Source organism: Burkholderia sp. AU17457, from assembly GCF_002223255.1.
GTDB classification, from domain to species: Bacteria; Pseudomonadota; Gammaproteobacteria; order Burkholderiales; family Burkholderiaceae; genus Burkholderia; species Burkholderia sola.
In genome coordinates, this window is sequence record NZ_NKFB01000004.1 from 214,704 (window position 1) to 232,871 (window position 18,168).

Consider the following 18,168-nt stretch of genomic DNA (forward strand, 5'->3'; position numbering starts at 1 on the left):
ACGCGCAGCGGTCACCCGGAAACTGGTGAGACGTTATGCAACCAGATCAGGTTTTCGGCAGCGTGACACCGCGCTGCCCCTGATACTTGCCGCCGCGATCGGCGTACGACACGTCGCACACTTCGTCGCTTTCGAAGAAGAGCACCTGCGCGACGCCTTCGTTCGCGTAGATCTTCGCGGGCAACGGCGTGGTGTTCGAGAATTCCAGCGTGACGTAGCCTTCCCACTCGGGTTCGAACGGCGTCACGTTGACGATGATCCCGCAGCGCGCGTAGGTCGACTTGCCGAGGCAGACGGTCAGCACGGTGCGCGGGATGCGGAAATATTCGACGGTGCGGGCCAGCGCGAACGAGTTCGGCGGGATGATGCACACGTCGCCCTTGAAATCGACAAACGAACCCTCGTCGAAGTTCTTCGGATCGACGATCGTCGAGTTGATGTTCGTGAAGATCTTGAATTCGTCCGCGCAGCGGATGTCGTAGCCGTAGCTCGACGTGCCGTAGCTGACGATCCGGCGGCCGTCCTCGGACGCACGGACCTGATCGGGCACGAACGGCTCGATCATCTTGTGCTCTTCGGCCATGCGCCGAATCCATTTGTCGGACTTGATGCTCATGCCAGCCTCCGCAGGGCCGTCCCAAGGGGGCTGGCCGTCCCGTCGGGGGACAGCGAACAAAGTGAGCGTTGGGGTCGTTTCATATTGGGGCGCCAGGAAACGCTGCGTGACGGAAGACGAAGGCCGCCGGTTCAGGGCGGCGGCCGGGAAAGGCGGACATTTTACGCGATCATCGGCCCGCGCACGCGGCGGCCGTCAACGGATCACGCCGCAGGCCAGCGCGGGCCCCGCGCCGTGCTGCGCAAACGCCGGGTCGCTCGCGTCGCGGTGCACCAGCGCCGCGCGGTTCATCGCCGAGCGCACGCCATCGAGGGCCAGATCGGGCGCGACGATGAAGCCGGCCGCGACGCCGTTCGCATCCGCATGGATGTTGCCGAGATCGCCGGCGACGCGCGCGCCCGCGCGCAAGCGGTCGGCGGCCGGCGCGAACACCGGGCCGGCGCTCGAGCCGTCGCCCGCGTTGCAGTCGCCGCGCTCGTGCACCTGCAGCGCGTGATCGCTGTTCGGCGGCAGGCCGACCAGGTTGTAGGTGACCTGCACGCCGTCCGGGCGCTCGACGAACGTCACCGCGCCGCGCGCCTGCGAGCCGACCGTCGGCTGCAGTTGCGCGTCGGCCCGCTTTTCGTGCGACGTGGAAAAGGAGGTACAGCCGGCCAGCAGGCCCAGCGCGGCGGCGGCCAGCAGCGCGCGCCGCGCGCGGCCGGCGCGCACGCCGTGATGTCGTTGTTTCATTCGATCCTCATGCCGGCTGGCCGCCGTTTGAGACGACGGCCGCGCCGGGCGGGTAAAGGGACCCGGGAAAAGTCGCCATGATACCGCGCCTCGCGGCGCCGCAAACAGCGTGAGGCCCCGCCCCGCAAGGGTTTTACGTATTTTGAACAACGATCGACGGGAACTTCGACGTCATGTCGCGCGATCGCTCGGCAATCGCCAGCGCCACCCCGCGCGCGATGTCGCGGTAACGACGCGCGAGCGCGCCTTCGGGATCGGCCGCGACCGTCGGCGTGCCGCTGTCGGCGCGCTCGCGGATCGCGATGTCGAGCGGCAGGCTGCCGAGCACGGTCACGTCGTAATCCTTCGCCATCCGCTCCGCCCCGCCGGCGCCGAAGATGTGTTCTTCGTGGCCGCAGTTCGAGCAGATGTGGATGCTCATGTTCTCGACGATGCCGAGGATCGGAATCCCGACCTTCTCGAACATCTTCAGCCCCTTCTTCGCGTCGAGCAGCGCGATGTCCTGCGGCGTCGTGACGATCACCGCACCGGTGACGGGCACGCGCTGCGCGAGCGTGAGCTGGATGTCGCCGGTGCCCGGCGGCATGTCGACGATCAGGTAGTCGAGTTCGCGCCAGTTGGTCTGGCGCAGCAGTTGCTCGAGCGCGGACGTCGCCATCGGGCCGCGCCACACCATCGGATTGTCTTCCTCGATCAGGAAGCCGATCGAGTTCGCCTGCAGCCCGTGGCCGACCAGCGGGTTCATCGACTGGTTGTCCGGCGACTCGGGGCGCTGGCCGTGGATGCCGAGCATCGTCGGCAGCGACGGGCCGTAGATGTCGGCGTCGAGAATGCCGACCGACGCGCCTTCCGCGGCGAGCGCGAGCGCAAGGTTCACGGCCGTCGTGCTCTTGCCGACCCCGCCCTTGCCCGACGCGACCGCGACGATGTTCTTCACATTCGGCAGCAGCTTCACGCCGCGCTGCACCGTGTGCGCGACGATCTCCTGCGACACGGCGACGCGCGCATCGCGCACGCCGGGCACGGCCCGGAGCGCCGCGGCGACGCGCGCGCGCACGTCGTCGTGCTGGCTGCGCGCCGGATAACCGAGCACCACGTCGAGCGCCACGACATCGCCGTCGATCGCGACGTTGCGCACGCCCTTGTTCGCCGCGTACGGGCGGCCGGTATTGGGGTCGACGACTGCCGCCAGCGCGGCGTCGACTTGGGCCCGGTCAATGCTCATCGAAACTCCATGAAAACGTTTTTCTCGCGCGCAAAACGTCAAAAAATATCAAATTTCGCGGCGAAATTCGGGAAAAGTGAAAGAATCTGTTGCACGCCATTGCGCGAACGCGCGACCCGGCGCACTCTTCGCGTGCGGCATGCTATAGGGCCAAATCGGCCACTCACCGCCTATATTGTAGAGGCTGACGCGTCGCGCTGCCCGAACAGCCACGCTGACGGACAGGGCATGCGACCGCCTCGGCGGCTGCCGCGAGCGCCGGCCGGCCTTCCTTTTTCGGACGGCCCGCGCAGGGAGCCATAACTGTTGTTTGTCGTCGTTGTCGACTCGTTCAACCAAGAGAGGAATCCAAGATGAACATGAAAATCGCGACTCGCCTGTCCGTCTTCGCACTCGCCGGCGCGCTGCTGGCAGGCTGCGCCACGCAGCAAGGTAACAACACGGCCGTCGGCACCGGCACGGGTGCGGCGCTGGGCGCGGGCATCGGCGCACTGGCCGGTGGCGGCAAGGGCGCGGCGATCGGCGCGGGCGTCGGCGCCCTGGTCGGCGGCGTGACGGGTTACAACTGGCAAGCGATCAAGAACAAGCTCGCGCCGTCGGCAGCACAGACGGGCACGCAGGTCACCGAGCAGCCGGACGGCTCGCTGAAGCTGAACGTGCCGAGCTCGGTCACGTTCGCGACGAACCAGTACGCGATCACGCCGGCGTTCACGCCGCTGCTGAACGACCTGGCGACGACGCTGAACCAGAACCCGCAACTGACGGCATCGATCGTCGGCTACACGGACAGCACGGGCTCGGCGCAGCTGAACCAGACGCTGTCGCAGAACCGCGCGCAAAGCGTCGTGAACGCGCTCGTGCAGCGCGGCGTGAACGGCGGCCGTCTGTCGGCGCAAGGCATGGGCCCGTCGAACCCGATCGCGGACAACGCGACCGAAGCCGGCCGCGCCCAGAACCGCCGCGTCGAGATCTATCTGCGCGCGCCGCAACAACGTCAATAAGCGCGACCACAAGAGGAAACGTGCGGGCGCCGCGCCCGCACGGCCCCGCCGGACAAGGCTTTTGGCGGGGCCGGTAACAAATCGAAAAAATTTTCGAACTTCTGTCGCAGGCCGTGGTCAGTATTTACGGTACGCGGCTGGTGTTGCCGGCGCGTCACCATTCTCCTCTTGTCGTTGTTGCTCCGGGGCCGTATCCGCCCCGGTTTTTTTTGCCCGCAGAATTCGTGTTGCGTCGCAGCATAACGCCGCCGGACACGCCGCGTGTGCGGCCCCGCCCGTGCCGGTGCCCGGTCCGCGGCGCCCGCCCGCCGCGCTGGCCCGCGCCCCTGCTAGAATCGCGGTTTCCCGTCGTTTTTCCCGCTGTTCTTCTCCAGACCCTATGTCCGCATCCGACCTCACTCCCGTGCAGGCTGCGGCGCCGCAAGGCAGCCGCCAGATCCTCGTTACGTCCGCACTGCCCTATGCCAACGGGCAGATCCACATCGGCCACCTGGTCGAGTACATCCAGACCGACATCTGGGTGCGGACGCTGCGAATGCATGGCCATGAGGTCTACTACATCGGCGCCGACGATACGCACGGCACGCCGGTCATGCTGCGCGCGGAGAAGGAAGGCCTGACGCCGAAGCAGCTGATCGACCGCGTGTGGACCGAGCACAAGCGCGACTTCGACAGCTTCGGCGTGTCGTTCGACAACTTCTACTCGACCGATTCGGACGAGAACCGCGTGCTCAGCGAAAAGATCTATCTGGCGCTGCAGGAAGCCGGCCTGATCGCCGAGCGCGAAATCGAGCAGGCCTACGATCCGGTCAAGGAAATGTTCCTGCCGGACCGCTTCATCAAGGGCGAGTGCCCGAAGTGCCACGCGAAGGACCAGTACGGCGACAGCTGCGAAGTATGCGGCTCGACGTACCTGCCGACCGAACTGCTGAACCCGTATTCGGTCGTGTCGGGCGCGACGCCGGTGCGCAAGACCTCGAAGCACTACTTCTTCCGCCTGTCCGACCCGCGTTGCGAATCGTTCCTGCGCGAATGGGTGAGCGGCCTCGCGCAGCCCGAAGCGACCAACAAGATGCGCGAATGGCTCGGCGACGCCGGCGAAGCCAAGCTCGCCGACTGGGACATCTCGCGTGACGCGCCGTACTTCGGCTTCGAGATCCCGGGCGCGCCCGGCAAGTATTTCTACGTGTGGCTCGACGCGCCGGTCGGCTACTACGCGAGCTTCAAGAACCTGTGCGACCGCAACGGCATCGATTTCGATGCGTGGATCCGCCCGGGCTCGAAGGCCGAGCAGTATCACTTCATCGGCAAGGACATCCTGTACTTCCACACGCTGTTCTGGCCCGCGATGCTCGAGTTCTCGGGCCACCGCACGCCGACCAACGTGTTCGCGCACGGCTTCCTGACCGTCGACGGCGCGAAGATGTCGAAGTCGCGCGGTACGTTCATCACCGCGCAAAGCTACATCGACACGGGCCTGAACCCCGAGTGGCTGCGCTACTACTTCGCGGCGAAGCTGAACGCGACGATGGAAGACATCGACCTGAACCTCGACGACTTCCAGGCGCGCGTGAACAGCGATCTCGTCGGCAAGTACGTGAACATCGCGAGCCGCGCGGCCGGCTTCCTGATCAAGCGCTTCGACGGCCGCGTGCAGGACAGCGCGATGAATCATCCGCTCGTCGCGAAGCTGCGCGATGCGATTGCCCAGATCGCCGCAAGCTACGAAGCACGCGAATACGGCCGCGCGCTGCGCCACACGATGGAGCTCGCGGACGAAGTGAACGCATACGTCGATGGCGCGAAGCCGTGGGATCTCGCGAAGGATCCGGCCAACGCGGTCGCGCTGCACGAAACCTGCAGCGTGAGCCTCGAGGCGTTCCGCCTGCTGTCGCTCGCGCTGAAGCCGGTGCTGCCGCGCGTCGCCGTTGCGGTCGAGGCGTTCTTCGGGATCGCGCCGCTCGCGTGGGCCGATGCCGCGAAGCCGCTGTCGTCGGCGCAGCCGATCAAGGCGTACCAGCACTTGATGACGCGCGTCGACGCGAAGCAGCTCGAAGCGCTGCTCGCCGCGAACCGCGATTCGCTGCAGGCCGAGGCAACGGGTGCGGCCACCGCGAGCACGAACGCAGCGAAGGATGCGAAGCGCAACGCGAAGGCGGACGCGAAGCCGGCCGTCGCGACCGGCGCCGACGACGCACCGATCTCGATCGACGATTTCGCGAAGATCGACCTGCGCATCGCGAAGATCGTCGCATGCCAGGCCGTCGAGGGCTCGGACAAGCTGCTGCAACTCACGCTCGACGTCGGCGAGGAAAAAACCCGCAACGTGTTCTCGGGCATCAAGTCCGCGTACCAGCCCGAGCAGCTCGTCGGCAAGCTGACGGTGATGGTCGCGAACCTCGCGCCGCGCAAGATGAAGTTCGGCCTGTCCGAAGGGATGGTGCTCGCCGCGTCGGCCACCGACGAGAAGGCGGAACCGGGCCTCTACATCCTCGAACCGCACAGCGGCGCGAAGCCGGGCATGCGCGTGAAGTAAGCGGCGCGCGCTGCCGCAAAAAAGCCCCGCACGGTTTGAATCGTGCGGGGCTTTTTTATCGCTGCCCGGTACGCCGCGGCCGCCGTCACCGCTGCCCGAACCACCGGTCGAAGCGCCGCGTGTAGTTCAGGTCGACACCCTGGAACGTGCCGCCGTACGCGGACACCGACCAGAAGCGCGTCAGGTTGATCGTCGCCTTGAACGCGTTGCTTGCCGATTGCAGCCCCTGCTCGAAGCCGAGCACGAACCGCTCGTTGATCGCCTTCGACACCAGCACGACCTGCGGATCGGTCAGGCCGACTTCGCTGCGGCCGACCGACACCTCGTCGAGGCCGAAGGTCTGCGCGACCCGCTTGCCGGTCACGCTGCCGAGCAGCCCGAGCGCCGCCGTCATCGCGCCCTGCTGGCCGACGTTGTTGCCCTGGTCGGTGCCGTGCCCGAACAGCAGCCACGACAGCTTTTCGTTGTCCGTCACGTTCGGCTCCGACACGAGCTTGACCGTCGGCGCCTGGATCGTGCCCGTCACCTGCACGCCGGCCTCGACCTCCTGATTGCGCCGCATCGCGAGGATGTTGACGCCCGGGTTCGACACCGGGCCATTGAACGTGAAGAAGCCGTTCTCGACCGCGAGCTTGCGGCCGAACGCCGTGTACGTCGAGCCTTCGGTCACGCGCACGTTGCCGATCGCACGCAGCGGCACGCCCGGCGCGCTCATCACGGTGATCGTGCCGCGCAGCCCGAGATCCGCGCCGTGGCCCTTGAAGCGGAAGTTGTTGCCGAGCCCGACGTCGATGTTCGCGCGCGGCGCCAGCGACGGCGCCGGCTTGTTTTCGACCGGCTTCGGCTTCGCGGCCGCGGTACCGGTAGGCGTCTCGCCGCGCACCGTGCCGTCCGGCTGCACGATCACGACGTCATCCGACAGGTGCGGCGCCCCTTGCTCGGGCAGGTCGAACAGCGCGCGATCGACGACGAACTTGCCGTCGATCGCCAGCGCGCCGCGCGGCCCGTCGTTCGCGACGGTGGCCTTGCCCGACACCGACAGCTTGCGGTCCGGCGCCGCGAACAGCTCGAGCTTGTCCGCGACGATGCTGGCGGTCAGGTCCGGCGCCTCGCCGTCGAGGCGCACGCGGCCGAGCGCGCGCAGCGTGCCGTCGCCGCCGTGAAACTCGACCTGCTGGAATTCGACGAGGTTGTCCGACAGCTTCACGCGCACGATGCCGTCCTTCAACTGGACGCCCTGGTCGATCAGCGTCGCGGACAACTCGTCGCCCGTCAGCGTCCCCGACAGGTTCGGTTTCGCCGGCGTGCCCGACACCGTCAGCTTCAGCGCCGCGCGTCCGCCGAGCAGGTAGCTCGGGCCGAACAGGTTGCCGGTGGTCTTCAGCGCCGGGATGTCGGCATCGATCCGGCCCGACAGCGGGCCGTCGTCGACGATGCCGAACACGCCGTCGCGCAGCGCGAACGGCACCGCGACGTTCGCGTCGAGCGTACCGATCCGGCTCGCCTTCGCGAGCGCCGTCACGTTGAGCCGGTTGCCGGGCGCGAAGCTCGCGCGGGCGGACAGGTCGGTCAGGCCGAGCGACGCGATGCCGCGGCCGGTCTCGATCGTCACGTCGCCGCCGCGGCGCTTCACCTGCACGTAGCCCGTCGCGTTCGCACCAAGCGAGAAATCCCAGTCGGCATCGAGCACGACGTCGGTGCGCACCGGCGGCCGCTGGCCGGTCAGTTCCTGGCGCACCTCGAGGAAACGCGCAACCGACGCGCCGGTCACCGAACCGGCCGAGCGCATCTGGCCGCGATCGAACACGAACGATTTCAGGTCGATCGCCGCGCCTTCGAGCGTGAGCCGCGTCGCGCCGAGCGTCACGCGGCCGGCGCCGGCCGATATCGTCAGCGGCGCCTGCAGCGCGAGCGTCGGCGTGCCGCGATTCGCGAGCCGCGTGACGGTGCCGTCCCAGCGCATGCCGTCGCGGTTCTCGACCACGCCGCCGTTCGCCGCGAGCGTCAGGTCGATCACGCGGCCGCCGGCCATCCCGAGCGCCGACGCGTCGAGCGTGTGCTTCGCGCGCGTGCCGTCGAGGTTCGCGCGCAACGACTTGAGCTTGAACGAGCCGAGCGCGATGTCGGCCGCGTCGGCCGTGAACACGAGCGCGCCATGCGCGCCGTCGCGGATGTCCGCGCGGCCCTGCGCGGTGCCGATCCGGTTCGACCCGACGACGACGTGCTCGGCCTTGTAGGTGGCCGTCACGTTCGGATGCGCGAAGCTGCCGGTCAGGTCGCCCTGCGCCTGCACGAGCCCTTCGACGCCGAAGCCGAGCCGGTCGAGCTGCGGCGCGTCGACGACGAAGCGCAGCCGGTCGCCGGGCGCGCCGAAGCTGCCGCGCAGGTCGACGTGATTGCCTGCGATCGACAGACTCGCGTTGCTCGGCAGAATCCGCGAGCCGGCGAGCTGCACGACGCCGGCGCCGGTCAGCGGCACGCCGTCGTACAGGCTGTCGGCGAGCTTGAAGGTCGCCTTCGTCGACACCTGCGGCGCGAATGCGCCCGACGCCGTCAGCGTGCCGGACACGCGCGTCTCGCCGCGCTTGGCCGGCGCCTTGGCCGCTTTCGCCGGCGCCTTCCCGCCGCCTGCCTTCGGCGCGCTCATCGCGGCGAGCAGCAGCGGATCGAACGCGGTGAGCGTCGCCTTCGCGTCATAGGTCGAATGCGCGTCGTGGCGGAACACGCCCGTCAGGTCGATGCGTCCCTTGGCCGCCGTCACGCGCGTATCGGTCAGCACGGTCTGCTGCCGCGTCAGCGCGACCTTGGCGCGCGCGCCGAGCGCAAGCTTCGGGTCGTTCAGGTTGAAATCGACGGTCGTCACGTCGCCCGCGAGCGTCACGCCGAGCGGGCCGCCGAGGCGCATCGGCCGCAGTTCGGCGACGAACGCGTTCAGGTCGAGGTTCGCGACCTTCAGGTCGAAACGGCCCTTGCCGCCCGCGAGCGTGCCGCCGCCGGTCACGCTGCCGTCGCGGATCAGCTTCAGCGCGAGACCGTCGATGCGCTGCGCGTGCGCGTCGAGATGCACGGTCGCGTGCGCGTCGATCAACGGCAGCAGATGGTCGCCGAGCGTGCCCGGCTTCGCGTTGACGATCGACACCGGCCCCGTCACCGCGAAGCCCTTCGCGGGCGCCGAGCCGGCCGGCGCGCTCACCGGTGCGAGTTCCGCGCGCACCGCGAGGTCGGCCACGGGCGCGCCGGGCGACAGCGCCTGCGGGTTCACGTGGTCGAACGCGAGCGACGCACGCGTGAGCGGCACCGCGCCGAACGGCGCGGCTTCGACGTGCGCGCGCCCGTTCAGCTTCATCCCGCTCGCGGAGACGTCGGCGACGAGCGCTTCGAGCGACCCCGACACGTTCGCGCTCGCATTGACCGGTTCATCGGCGAGTTTGGCCACGTAGGTCGCGTTGCCCGTCAGCGCGAACGGCTTCACGCCGTCGAGCTTCGCGCGCGCGGTCAGCGCGCCGTACGGCGTATCGACGCCGTCGAGCACGAGTTCATGGTGGCGGCCGTCGCTGCGGCCGTTCAGCGCGAGATGGTCGAGCTGCGTCGTCGACGTGCCTTCGTGAATGGCGAGGCGATCGACGCGCAGGTCGTCGATCCGCACCTGCAGCGGCAGGCTCAGGTCCTGCGGCGTCTTACTCGGCGTCGACGGCACGGGCGCAATCCGCACGTCGATCGTGCCGGCGCGCAGATAGGCGACGGACAGCCGCCACGGCGCACGCGTCAGTGCCCAGCGGCCGTCGAGCTGGTCGATGCGAACCTCGGTGCCGGTGCCGTCGGGGCTGGTCCACGCGAACCCGCGCAAGCGCACGCCGGTCGCGAGCGAGCCGCCTTCGAGCGTGCCCGCGAGCCGCGTGCCGAGCACCTTGCCGGCCACCTGCCACGCGAGCCGCGTGCCGCGCTCGGTCGTCACCGCGCCCAGCACGAGCCCCACCGCCAGCACGGCGAGCAGCACGACCGTCGCGAGCGTCCACGCGACGGCACGCCACGCACGGCCGCGGCGCGGCGCGCGCGGCGGCGTGCCGGGCGCGCCGTCGGGCGAATCCGGATCGTGAGGCGGCGGCGTATCGTTCGGGTCCTTCGTCATGCGGTTCGTCGTGCGGGTCGTCGTCGATAGGGCGGCAGGTTCAGAAAGCGATGCCGAGCGTCAGGTACGGGCGCACGCTGTGGTTGCGCAAGCCGTACGCGACGTCAACGTTGATCGGGCCGACCGGGCTGCGCCAGCGTGCACCGACGCCCACGCCCGGGTAGAACACGCGCTCGCCCCACGCATCGGTCGCGGTGCCGATGTCGAAGAACGTCGCGGCGCCCCAGTCGCGGTTGAACCAGTGCTGGTATTCGGCCGTGCCCGTCATCAGGTACTTGGTCGGCAAAACGGAGCCGTCGACGCTGTTGCCGATGCTCTGGTAGCCGTAACCGCGCACCGAGTTCGAGCCGCCGGCGCGGAACAGCAGCGACGCCGGCACGCCGGTCGAGCTGCCGCTCGTGAACACGCCGCCGAGCTCCGCGCGGAACACGAACAGGTCGCGCTTGCCGATCGGCAGGTACTGCTGCCCGCGCGCGTAGCCGCGAATGAAGGTTTCGTCGGCCAGCACGTGCTTGACCGCGAAGCCGGCCTCCGCGTGAATCAGGTTGCCCGAGCGCGGGAACAGCGGATCGTCGACGTTGCGGCGGGTCCACGCCCACTGCGGCACCAGCGCGCGGCTGGTGGTCGGCCCCGCGCCGTTCTGGTCGAGCCGATCCTGGTAGTACATCAGCGAATACGCATAGTCGATGAACTGGCCGGTGCGCGTGCGCTGCACGCCGACGCGCGCGCTGTAGATGCGCGTGTCCGACACGTTGGTGTTCGTGTACGACGCGAGCACGCTGTTGGTCCAGCCCTTCTCGCCCGGCGGCATCGACAGCTGGACCTGCCCGTACTGCTGGATCTGGTCGACCCGGCCCGACACGGTCAGCGGCCACGCGGCGCCGAACGTGTCGAGATACGTATAGGAACCCTGCACGTGCGGCCCGGTATCGGTCGCGAAGCCGACGCCGCCGCGGATGTTGTTGTACGGGAACTCGCTGACCTTCACGTGCACGGGCGTGCGCTCGGGCTTCGACGTATCGTCGCCGACGTCGATCGCGACGCTCGCGTAGTACGGCGTGTTCTGCAGCTGCCGCTGCAGTTCGGCGATCCGCCGCACGTCGTAGATCTCGCCTTCCGACAGCGGATTGACGTTCGTGACGATCCTTTCCGGATAACGGCGCACGCCGTCGACGTCGACCTTGCCGATCGTAAACGTCGGACCGCTGTCGAACGCGACCGCGAGCGTCGCGCGCTGCGTGCGCGGATCGATGCGCGCCTCGGACGACGCGATCTTCGCGCCGAGATAGCGGCGCGACTGCAGTTGCCGGAGCGCCGCGCCCTTCGCGTCGTCCCAGTCGGACTGCGTGAACGGGTCGCCCGGCTTCATCGAGAACGCGAACCGGGTGGCCGTCTCCTGCTTCGGATCCTCGGTTTCGACGGGCCCCTTGAACGTCAGGTCGACCGTCGACACGACGGTCTGCTTGCCCGGATCGACCGCGATGCGCACGTCGCGCTTGCCGTCGCGCGTGCGCACGTCGGTGCGCACGACCGGCGAAAAATAGCCGGCCGTCGCGGCCAGGTCGCGCACTTGCTGCGGCGTGGCGGTCACGAGGAAGTCGAACTGGTCGTCGCTGATGTCGTCGCGCTTCGCGAAGCGGGCGATATCGAGGTGCGTCTTCAGGAGCTTGCGGATCGAACGCGGCGCGTCGATGTCGACGTCGTACTTCGCGTGGGCCGGCAGCGCGAAGCACGCGGCCAGGCAACCCGCGAGGGCCGCCCGCGCGACGCGGGCCGCGGCGTCGGCGCGATCGCGTGCCGCGCGCCGGCCCGCGTCATGCGCCGTGTGTGCTTGCTGGTTCGACTGCCCCGCCAAATATGACCTCGCCGTCCTGGAGTGTTACGTTTTCGTGGAAAACCCTGTATTTGACCACAGGGCGCCGACGTCACAGCGAAACGATTGTGAAAGAGTGCCAAGGCTCCGGCCGGGCCGCGGCACGACGCCCGCCGGCGCCGGCCCGCGGTTCGACGCGCGATTGGCGCCGGCTGTTCCCCGCGATGCGGTAAAATCCCGCCATCGAGAATCCGGCGCATCGTGCGCCGCCCGAAACGGAAGATCCAGCCATGCCGTACCAGTCCGACGTCACGCAGTTCCTGAACCAGCTCAAGCAGCAGAAGCCGACGCTCGAGGAAGAGCAACGCAAGGGCCGTTCCCTGCTGTGGGACAAGCAGCCGATCGATCTCGAAGAGCGCGCCGAGCAGCAGGAATCGCGCGTGAAGCAAACGTCGTACGTCTACTACCAGAACTTCTGACGACGTGAGCGCCGCCGACGAGGCCAGCGCCGCCCGGCAGGACGACGCGATCGCCGCGCCCGCGGGCGCCGATTCGACGCCCGACACGGTCGATGGCGTCGCGGCGTTCGCTCGCCTGTACGGCGAGCCGCTGTTCAAGCTGCCGCAGGATCTGTACATCCCGCCCGACGCGCTCGAGGTATTCCTCGAGACGTTCGAAGGCCCGCTCGACCTGCTGCTGTACCTGATCCGCAAGCAGAACTTCAACGTGCTCGACATCCCGATGGCGCAGGTCACCGCGCAATATCTGGGCTACGTCGACCAGATCCGCACGTCGAACCTCGAGCTCGCGGCCGAGTACCTGCTGATGGCCGCGATGCTGATCGAGATCAAGTCGCGGATGCTGCTGCCGGTCAAGAAGGCCGACACCGGCGAGGAAGCCGAGGATCCGCGCGCCGAACTCGTGCGCCGGCTGCTCGAGTACGAGCAGATGAAGCTCGCCGCGCAGCGGCTCGACCAGTTGCCGCAGCTTGGCCGCGATTTCCTGCGCGCCGAGGTGTACATCGAGCAGAGCGTCACGCCGCGCTTTCCCGACGTGAATTCGGACGACCTGCGCGCCGCGTGGGCCGACGTGCTCAAGCGCGCGAAGCTCGTCCAGCACCACAAGATCTCCCGCGAGGAGCTGTCGGTGCGCGAACACATGAGCCTGATCCTGCGCCGGCTGCAGAACGCGCGCTTCATGGAATTCGCCGAACTGTTCGACACGTCGCGCGGCGTGCCGGTCGTCGTCGTGAACTTCATCGCGATGCTCGAACTCGCGCGCGAATCGCTGCTCGAGATCACGCAGGCCGAACCGTTCGCACCGATCTACGTGCGTCTCGCTTACCTGCCCGCGTAAGCGCTGCCCCCCGCTTCCCGTTCCCCGGTGCATCCCGACGCTCGCCGCTTCGCCGCGGCGAACGGCCGTCCGGCGGGTATCCGACACGTCCCACTATAAAGTGAACGATCGTTCTTTTATCGATGCGTCGCGCGGCCAAATCCTCTACAATCCGCCGACGCCCGATGCGCCGCCCGCGCGCCGGCGTTCTCCGCTTCGACCCCGATGCCGCTGCCGCGGCGTCAACGCGCGCCTGCGCGAGGAACCCGCTACCCGATCATGAAAGTCATCAGCTCGATCCAGGAACTGCGCGACCAGCTGCGCGGACAGAACCGCACGGCGTTCGTGCCGACGATGGGCAACCTGCACGAAGGGCACCTGTCGCTGATGCGCCTCGCGCGCCAGCACGGCGACCCGGTCGTGGCGAGCATCTTCGTCAACCGGCTGCAATTCGGCCCGAACGAGGATTTCGACAAGTACCCGCGCACGCTCCAGGACGATATCGAGAAGCTGCAGCAGGAAAACGTGTACGTGCTGTTCGCGCCGACCGAGCGCGACATGTACCCTGAGCCGCAGGAGTATCGCGTGCTGCCGCCGGACGATCTCGGCGGGATCCTCGAAGGCGAGTTCCGGCCCGGCTTCTTCGCCGGCGTGTGCACGGTCGTCACCAAGCTGATGTCCTGCGTGCAGCCGCGCGTCGCCGTGTTCGGCAAGAAGGACTACCAGCAGTTGATGATCGTGCGCCGGATGTGCCAGCAGCTCGCGCTGCCGGTCGACATCATCGCCGCCGAAACCGTGCGCGACGAGGACGGCCTCGCGCTGTCGTCGCGCAACCGCTACCTGACGACCGACGAGCGCAACGAAGCGCCCGAACTGGCGAAAACGCTGCAGCGCGTGCGCGACAGCGTGCTCGGCGGCGAACGCGATCTCGGCAAGCTCGAGCAGCACGCGCACGCGCATCTGGCCGAACGCGGCTGGGTGCCCGACTACATCGCGATCCGCCGCCGCGCGAACCTGATCGCACCGAGCGCCGCCGAACTCGAAGCCGGCGAGCCGCTCGTCGTGCTCGCGGCCGCGAAGCTCGGCGCGACGCGCCTCATCGACAACCTGGAAATCTGACGGGCGGCCCGCCCGCGCCTCTCACGACGCATCACGGAGACACCATGCAGCGCCACATGCTCAAATCGAAGATCCATCGTGCGGCGGTCACGCACTGCGAACTGCACTACGAAGGTTCGTGCGCGATCGACGAAGACCTGCTCGAAGCGGCGGGCCTCATCGAAAACGAACGGATCGACATCTGGAACATCAACAACGGCGAGCGCTTCTCGACCTACGCGATCAAGGGCGAACGCGGCAGCGGGATGATCTCGCTGAATGGCTCGGCCGCACGCCGCGCGCAGCTCGGCGACCTCGTGATCATCGCGGCATTCGCGATGGTCGACGAAGCGGAACTGCAGGCCGGCTGGAAGCCGAAGCTCGTGTTCATCGACGAAGGCAACAAGATCAAGGGCCACCGCGATCACGTGCCGACGCAGAACTGGACGTAAGCTGAGCGGCGCCCCCGCGGCCGGCGATGCCGCTTGGCGCTGAAGGGCCGGATACCCGTGAGCCACGGGATCCGGCCCTTTCTCATTGAGTCTCGGGTATCGCGCCGGCCGGACGGCCCGGCCGCTCAGGAAGCCTTGACGGCCTTCTCGGCCTTCGGCACGCGACGTTCGGCCCATTCGACGATCGGCCGCCACTGTTCGAGATCCTTCTCGACGCGGCTTTTCGCGACGTCCCACAGCGTCAGGCCGTGCGCGGCGATCTGCACGTAGTTCTGCGTGTCGCGCACGTAGCCGAGCACCGGCAGGCCGAGGCCTTCGACGAACCGGTGCAGCTGGTCGGACGAGCGGGTGCGCGCATCGACCCGCATCCCGACGATCCCGACCTCGACGCTGCCCTTGCGCACGGCCTTTTCGCCGGCGAGGCGTTCCAGAAACTGCTGGGTCGCGAGAATATCGAACATCGACGGCTGCAGCGGCACGATCACCTTGTCGGCCAGTTGCAGCGCGACGTTGAGCCGCGTGCCGTGCAGGCCGGCCGGCGTATCGATCACCGCATATTCGAGCCCGCGCGGCGGCTTCGACGGCGCTTCCGGATCGAGCTCCCACGCCTCGATCGCCGGCAAGCCGGCCGGCCGCAGGTCGAGCCACGCATGCGCGGACTGCTGCCGGTCCAGGTCGGCCAGCGCGACCCATGCGCCCTGCGCCGCGAAATAGCCGGCTAGATTGGTGGACAGCGTGCTCTTGCCCACGCCGCCCTTCGGATTCGCCACCACGATGACCGTCATGAATTCCCCCGAAAAAGCCGCGCGGCGCCGGCCGCATGGCAGGCGCCGCTCGATTGCGGATACAGGGAGCGATGATATCGGCAAACGGGGGGTCACCGGAACCGGTGGTGTGGACCCACGCACCACTTTCGTCCGCTTTCCTTCACGTCACGCACGCTGGACCGCGGCCTCCCGCGCGCCGAGCGCGAACGCGCCGCCGCCCAGCAGCGCCTGCACGGCCAGCGTGACGGCCCAGAACGCCGGATATTCCCAGCCGCCGTGCGGCGACGCGAAGCTCCAGCCGTTCGGCAGATGCGCGGCAACCGCGCCGAGCATGAACGGCAGCAGCACCAGCGCGGCGATGCGCACGCGGAACCCCGCGACGAGCGCGAGGCCGCCCGCCAGTTCGACGAACGTGGTCAGGTACGCGAGCCAGCCCGGCAGGCCGATCGACGCGAAGAACTGCGCCGTGCCGGGCAGCGTGAAGACGAATACTTTCTGCGCGACGTGCGCGAGGTACAGCACGCCGAGGGCGACGCGCAGCAGCGTCGCGGCGAAATCGTTCAGGCGGGTGGCGTTCATGACGGATTCCTTAGGGGGTGGATGGGAATGGATCGCACTCTATTCGAGTCCATTCGACCGATAAACACGCCAGCACGCTTAAATTGATTCCATTCGAGAACGAATAAAGTCACAAAAAAGGGCATGACCGATCATGCCCTGCATCCCGCTCAGTAACCGCTCTTGCCTTGCGTGGCGTCGCCGCCGGACTGGCCGCCGCCCGGCGCATACGAATCGCACGCATGCGCGGCCGCCGACACGCCCAGCAGCGCCGCGAGCAGTACGCTCCACCACCATCGAGCCCTCATCGTCGCCCTCCTTCGGGCGGACCTCCGCCCTCCTCTGTTGTACGCGATCGCGCGGAAAAAGCGAGGGCGGACGGCGCGGTCTCAACGAAACTCGGCGTACAGCGCGTCGAGGTCGAGGTGCTCGGCGAACGTGTCGGCCAGCCGCTCGAGCGACGCCTCGCGCAGCGCCGGGTAGTCGATGCGGGCCGCGCCGTCGAGCCCCGCCCACGCGAGCAGCGCCGTGCAGGCGTCGGGTGCGTCGAACAGCCCGTGCACGTAGGTCGCGAGGATCTGGCCGTCGGCCGACCTCGCGCCGTCGGGACGCGCGCCGTCCCGCGCGGCATCGGTGGCCAGCGTCAGCGCGGGCGTCGCGAGCGCCGGCCCGCGCGTGTCGCCCATGTGGATCTCGTAGCCGCGCACGGGCGCCGCGCCCGGCAGCGCGAGCTGACCGGTCACGTTCTTCAGCGTCTTGTCGGGCTGCAGCGTCGTGTCGAAATCGAGCAGCCCGAGCCCGGGCACGCTGCCGGGCGCGCCTTCGAGGCCGAGCGGATCGTCGAGCGTGCGGCCGAGCATCTGCATGCCGCCGCAGATGCCGATCACCTTGCCGCCGTAGCGCAGATGGCGCCGGATCAGCGCGTCCCAGCCCGCATCGCGCAGCCACGCGAGATCGCGCTGCACGCTCTTCGAACCGGGCAGGATCAGCAGGTCGGCGTCGGGCACGGGGCCGCTCTTCCAGTACGTGAATTCGACCTGCGGATGCGCGCGCAGCGGATCGAAATCGGTGTGGTTGCTGATGCGCGGCAGCGCGGGCACGACGACGCGCAACACGCCGGCATCGCCGCGGGCGGCGGCGCTGCGCGCCTGGGCCGGCAGCATGTCCTCGGCGTCGAGCAGCAGCCCGTGCAGATACGGCAGCACGCCGAACACCGGCTTGCCCGTCTGCGCGCGCAGCCAGTCGAGCCCCGGCTCGAGCAGCTTGAGGTCGCCGCGGAAGCGGTTGATCACGAAGCCGCGCACGCGCGCGCGCTCGCTGTCCGACAGGCAGGCGAGCGTGCCGACCAGATGCGCGAACACGCCGCCGCGATCGATGTCGGCGACGAGCACGACCGGGCAGTCGACGCGCTCGGCAAAGCCCATGTTCGCGATGTCGCCGTCGCGCAGGTTGATCTCGGCCGGGCTGCCAGCGCCTTCGACGATCACCGTGTCGTAACCGGCGCGCAGGCGCGCATACGACTCGAGTACCGCATCGAACGCGACCGGCTTGTAGTCGTGATACGCCCGCGCGTCGAGGTTCATGCGCGCGTGGCCGTGAATGATCACCTGCGCGCCGCGGTCGCTCGTCGGCTTCAGCAGCACCGGATTGAAATCCGTATGCGGCGCGACGCCGGCGGCCAGCGCCTGCAACGCCTGCGCGCGGCCGATCTCGCCGCCGTCGACCGTCACCGCGCTGTTGAGCGCCATGTTCTGCGGCTTGAACGGCGCCACGCGCGCGCCGCCGCGGCGCGCGAGGCGGCACAGGCCCGCGACGAGCGTGCTCTTGCCCGCGTCGGACGTCGTGCCCTGGATCATCAGCGTGCCGCGCGGCCGCGGCTCGGGTGCATTCATCGTGTGAAAGGTGT

15 protein-coding genes are annotated in these 18,168 nt (G+C 68.5%); 6 read left to right on the forward strand and 9 right to left on the reverse strand.

From position 1 onward, the window contains the following. Positions 1-46: 46 nt before the first annotated feature. From dcd to apbC, 3 genes are all read right to left on the reverse strand, one after another. On the reverse strand, positions 47-616 hold the full coding sequence (dcd, locus tag CFB49_RS13280) for a dCTP deaminase (protein WP_006398615.1): 570 nt from the start codon (positions 614-616) through the stop codon (positions 47-49). Between the two features lie 195 nt (positions 617-811). Further along, on the reverse strand, positions 812-1,348 hold the full coding sequence (gene sodC, locus CFB49_RS13285) for a superoxide dismutase [Cu-Zn] (RefSeq protein WP_089491544.1): 537 nt from the start codon (positions 1,346-1,348) through the stop codon (positions 812-814). A 133-nt stretch (positions 1,349-1,481) separates the two neighbouring features. Continuing rightward, on the reverse strand, positions 1,482-2,573 hold the full coding sequence (gene apbC, locus CFB49_RS13290; protein WP_069620366.1) for an iron-sulfur cluster carrier protein ApbC: 1,092 nt from the start codon (positions 2,571-2,573) through the stop codon (positions 1,482-1,484). Positions 2,574-2,926: 353 nt separating this feature from the next. On the opposite strand from apbC, the gene CFB49_RS13295 reads away from it, so the two are divergent. After that, entirely contained in the window at positions 2,927-3,574 is a 648-nt protein-coding gene (locus CFB49_RS13295) for an OmpA family protein (RefSeq protein ID WP_069620367.1), read from the forward strand. A gap of 379 nt (positions 3,575-3,953) precedes the next feature. Next, positions 3,954-6,110, forward strand: a complete 2,157-nt coding sequence (metG, locus tag CFB49_RS13310; RefSeq protein ID WP_089491545.1) for a methionine--tRNA ligase — start codon at positions 3,954-3,956, stop codon at positions 6,108-6,110. 85 nt (positions 6,111-6,195) lie between these two features. Here metG and CFB49_RS13315 read toward each other — a convergent pair whose 3' ends face one another. Next, the gene (locus tag CFB49_RS13315) at positions 6,196-10,239 is read right to left on the reverse strand and encodes a translocation/assembly module TamB domain-containing protein (RefSeq protein WP_089491546.1); all 4,044 of its coding nucleotides are present in this window, start codon (positions 10,237-10,239) and stop codon (positions 6,196-6,198) included. A gap of 40 nt (positions 10,240-10,279) precedes the next feature. Next, complete coding sequence (locus CFB49_RS13320) at positions 10,280-12,094, reverse strand: autotransporter assembly complex protein TamA (RefSeq protein WP_089435470.1); 1,815 nt, start codon at positions 12,092-12,094, stop codon at positions 10,280-10,282. Positions 12,095-12,342: 248 nt separating this feature from the next. On the opposite strand from CFB49_RS13320, the gene CFB49_RS13325 reads away from it, so the two are divergent. The 4 genes from CFB49_RS13325 to panD all read left to right on the forward strand — a co-directional run bounded on the left by CFB49_RS13325 (position 12,343) and on the right by panD (position 14,937). Then, positions 12,343-12,531 carry a DUF3460 family protein gene (locus tag CFB49_RS13325; protein WP_006478107.1) on the forward strand — a complete coding sequence of 63 codons (189 nt, stop codon included), beginning with the start codon at positions 12,343-12,345 and terminating at the stop codon, positions 12,529-12,531. A 4-nt stretch (positions 12,532-12,535) separates the two neighbouring features. Continuing rightward, entirely contained in the window at positions 12,536-13,408 is an 873-nt protein-coding gene (locus CFB49_RS13330; RefSeq protein WP_021164248.1) for a segregation and condensation protein A, read from the forward strand. A 258-nt stretch (positions 13,409-13,666) separates the two neighbouring features. Continuing rightward, positions 13,667-14,506: a pantoate--beta-alanine ligase gene (panC, locus tag CFB49_RS13335; protein WP_069620371.1), complete on the forward strand. Its 840-nt coding sequence runs from the start codon at positions 13,667-13,669 to the stop codon at positions 14,504-14,506. 44 nt (positions 14,507-14,550) lie between these two features. After that, positions 14,551-14,937 carry an aspartate 1-decarboxylase gene (gene panD, locus CFB49_RS13340; protein ID WP_006484038.1) on the forward strand — a complete coding sequence of 129 codons (387 nt, stop codon included), beginning with the start codon at positions 14,551-14,553 and terminating at the stop codon, positions 14,935-14,937. A gap of 125 nt (positions 14,938-15,062) precedes the next feature. Here the strand turns inward: panD and CFB49_RS13345 are convergent, their stop codons facing one another. The 4 genes from CFB49_RS13345 to CFB49_RS13355 all read right to left on the reverse strand — a co-directional run bounded on the left by CFB49_RS13345 (position 15,063) and on the right by CFB49_RS13355 (position 18,154). Continuing rightward, positions 15,063-15,722, reverse strand: a complete 660-nt coding sequence (locus CFB49_RS13345; RefSeq protein WP_089435471.1) for a ParA family protein — start codon at positions 15,720-15,722, stop codon at positions 15,063-15,065. A gap of 147 nt (positions 15,723-15,869) precedes the next feature. Continuing rightward, a complete protein-coding gene (locus CFB49_RS13350) occupies positions 15,870-16,283 on the reverse strand; it encodes a DoxX family protein (protein WP_069620373.1) in 414 nt (137 codons plus the stop codon). 149 nt (positions 16,284-16,432) lie between these two features. Continuing rightward, a complete protein-coding gene (locus CFB49_RS36300) occupies positions 16,433-16,570 on the reverse strand; it encodes a hypothetical protein (protein WP_176730242.1) in 138 nt (45 codons plus the stop codon). Between the two features lie 81 nt (positions 16,571-16,651). Continuing rightward, complete coding sequence (locus tag CFB49_RS13355; RefSeq protein ID WP_089491547.1) at positions 16,652-18,154, reverse strand: cobyric acid synthase; 1,503 nt, start codon at positions 18,152-18,154, stop codon at positions 16,652-16,654. Positions 18,155-18,168 lie beyond the last annotated feature (14 nt).

Bases quoted from the DNA above. Each gene is read 5' to 3' on its own strand.
- dcd (WP_006398615.1), bottom strand. From the start codon at position 616: ATGAGCATCAAGTCCGACAAATGGATTCGGCGCATGGCCGAAGAGCAC.
- sodC (WP_089491544.1), bottom strand. From the start codon at position 1,348: ATGAAACAACGACATCACGGCGTGCGCGCCGGCCGCGCGCGGCGCGCG.
- apbC (WP_069620366.1), bottom strand. From the start codon at position 2,573: ATGAGCATTGACCGGGCCCAAGTCGACGCCGCGCTGGCGGCAGTCGTC.
- CFB49_RS13295 (WP_069620367.1), top strand. From the start codon at position 2,927: ATGAACATGAAAATCGCGACTCGCCTGTCCGTCTTCGCACTCGCCGGC.
- metG (WP_089491545.1), top strand. From the start codon at position 3,954: ATGTCCGCATCCGACCTCACTCCCGTGCAGGCTGCGGCGCCGCAAGGC.
- CFB49_RS13315 (WP_089491546.1), bottom strand. From the start codon at position 10,239: ATGACGAAGGACCCGAACGATACGCCGCCGCCTCACGATCCGGATTCG.
- CFB49_RS13325 (WP_006478107.1), top strand. From the start codon at position 12,343: ATGCCGTACCAGTCCGACGTCACGCAGTTCCTGAACCAGCTCAAGCAG.
- panC (WP_069620371.1), top strand. From the start codon at position 13,667: ATGAAAGTCATCAGCTCGATCCAGGAACTGCGCGACCAGCTGCGCGGA.
- panD (WP_006484038.1), top strand. From the start codon at position 14,551: ATGCAGCGCCACATGCTCAAATCGAAGATCCATCGTGCGGCGGTCACG.
- CFB49_RS13345 (WP_089435471.1), bottom strand. From the start codon at position 15,722: ATGACGGTCATCGTGGTGGCGAATCCGAAGGGCGGCGTGGGCAAGAGC.
- CFB49_RS13350 (WP_069620373.1), bottom strand. From the start codon at position 16,283: ATGAACGCCACCCGCCTGAACGATTTCGCCGCGACGCTGCTGCGCGTC.
- CFB49_RS36300 (WP_176730242.1), bottom strand. From the start codon at position 16,570: ATGAGGGCTCGATGGTGGTGGAGCGTACTGCTCGCGGCGCTGCTGGGC.
- CFB49_RS13355 (WP_089491547.1), bottom strand. From the start codon at position 18,154: ATGAATGCACCCGAGCCGCGGCCGCGCGGCACGCTGATGATCCAGGGC.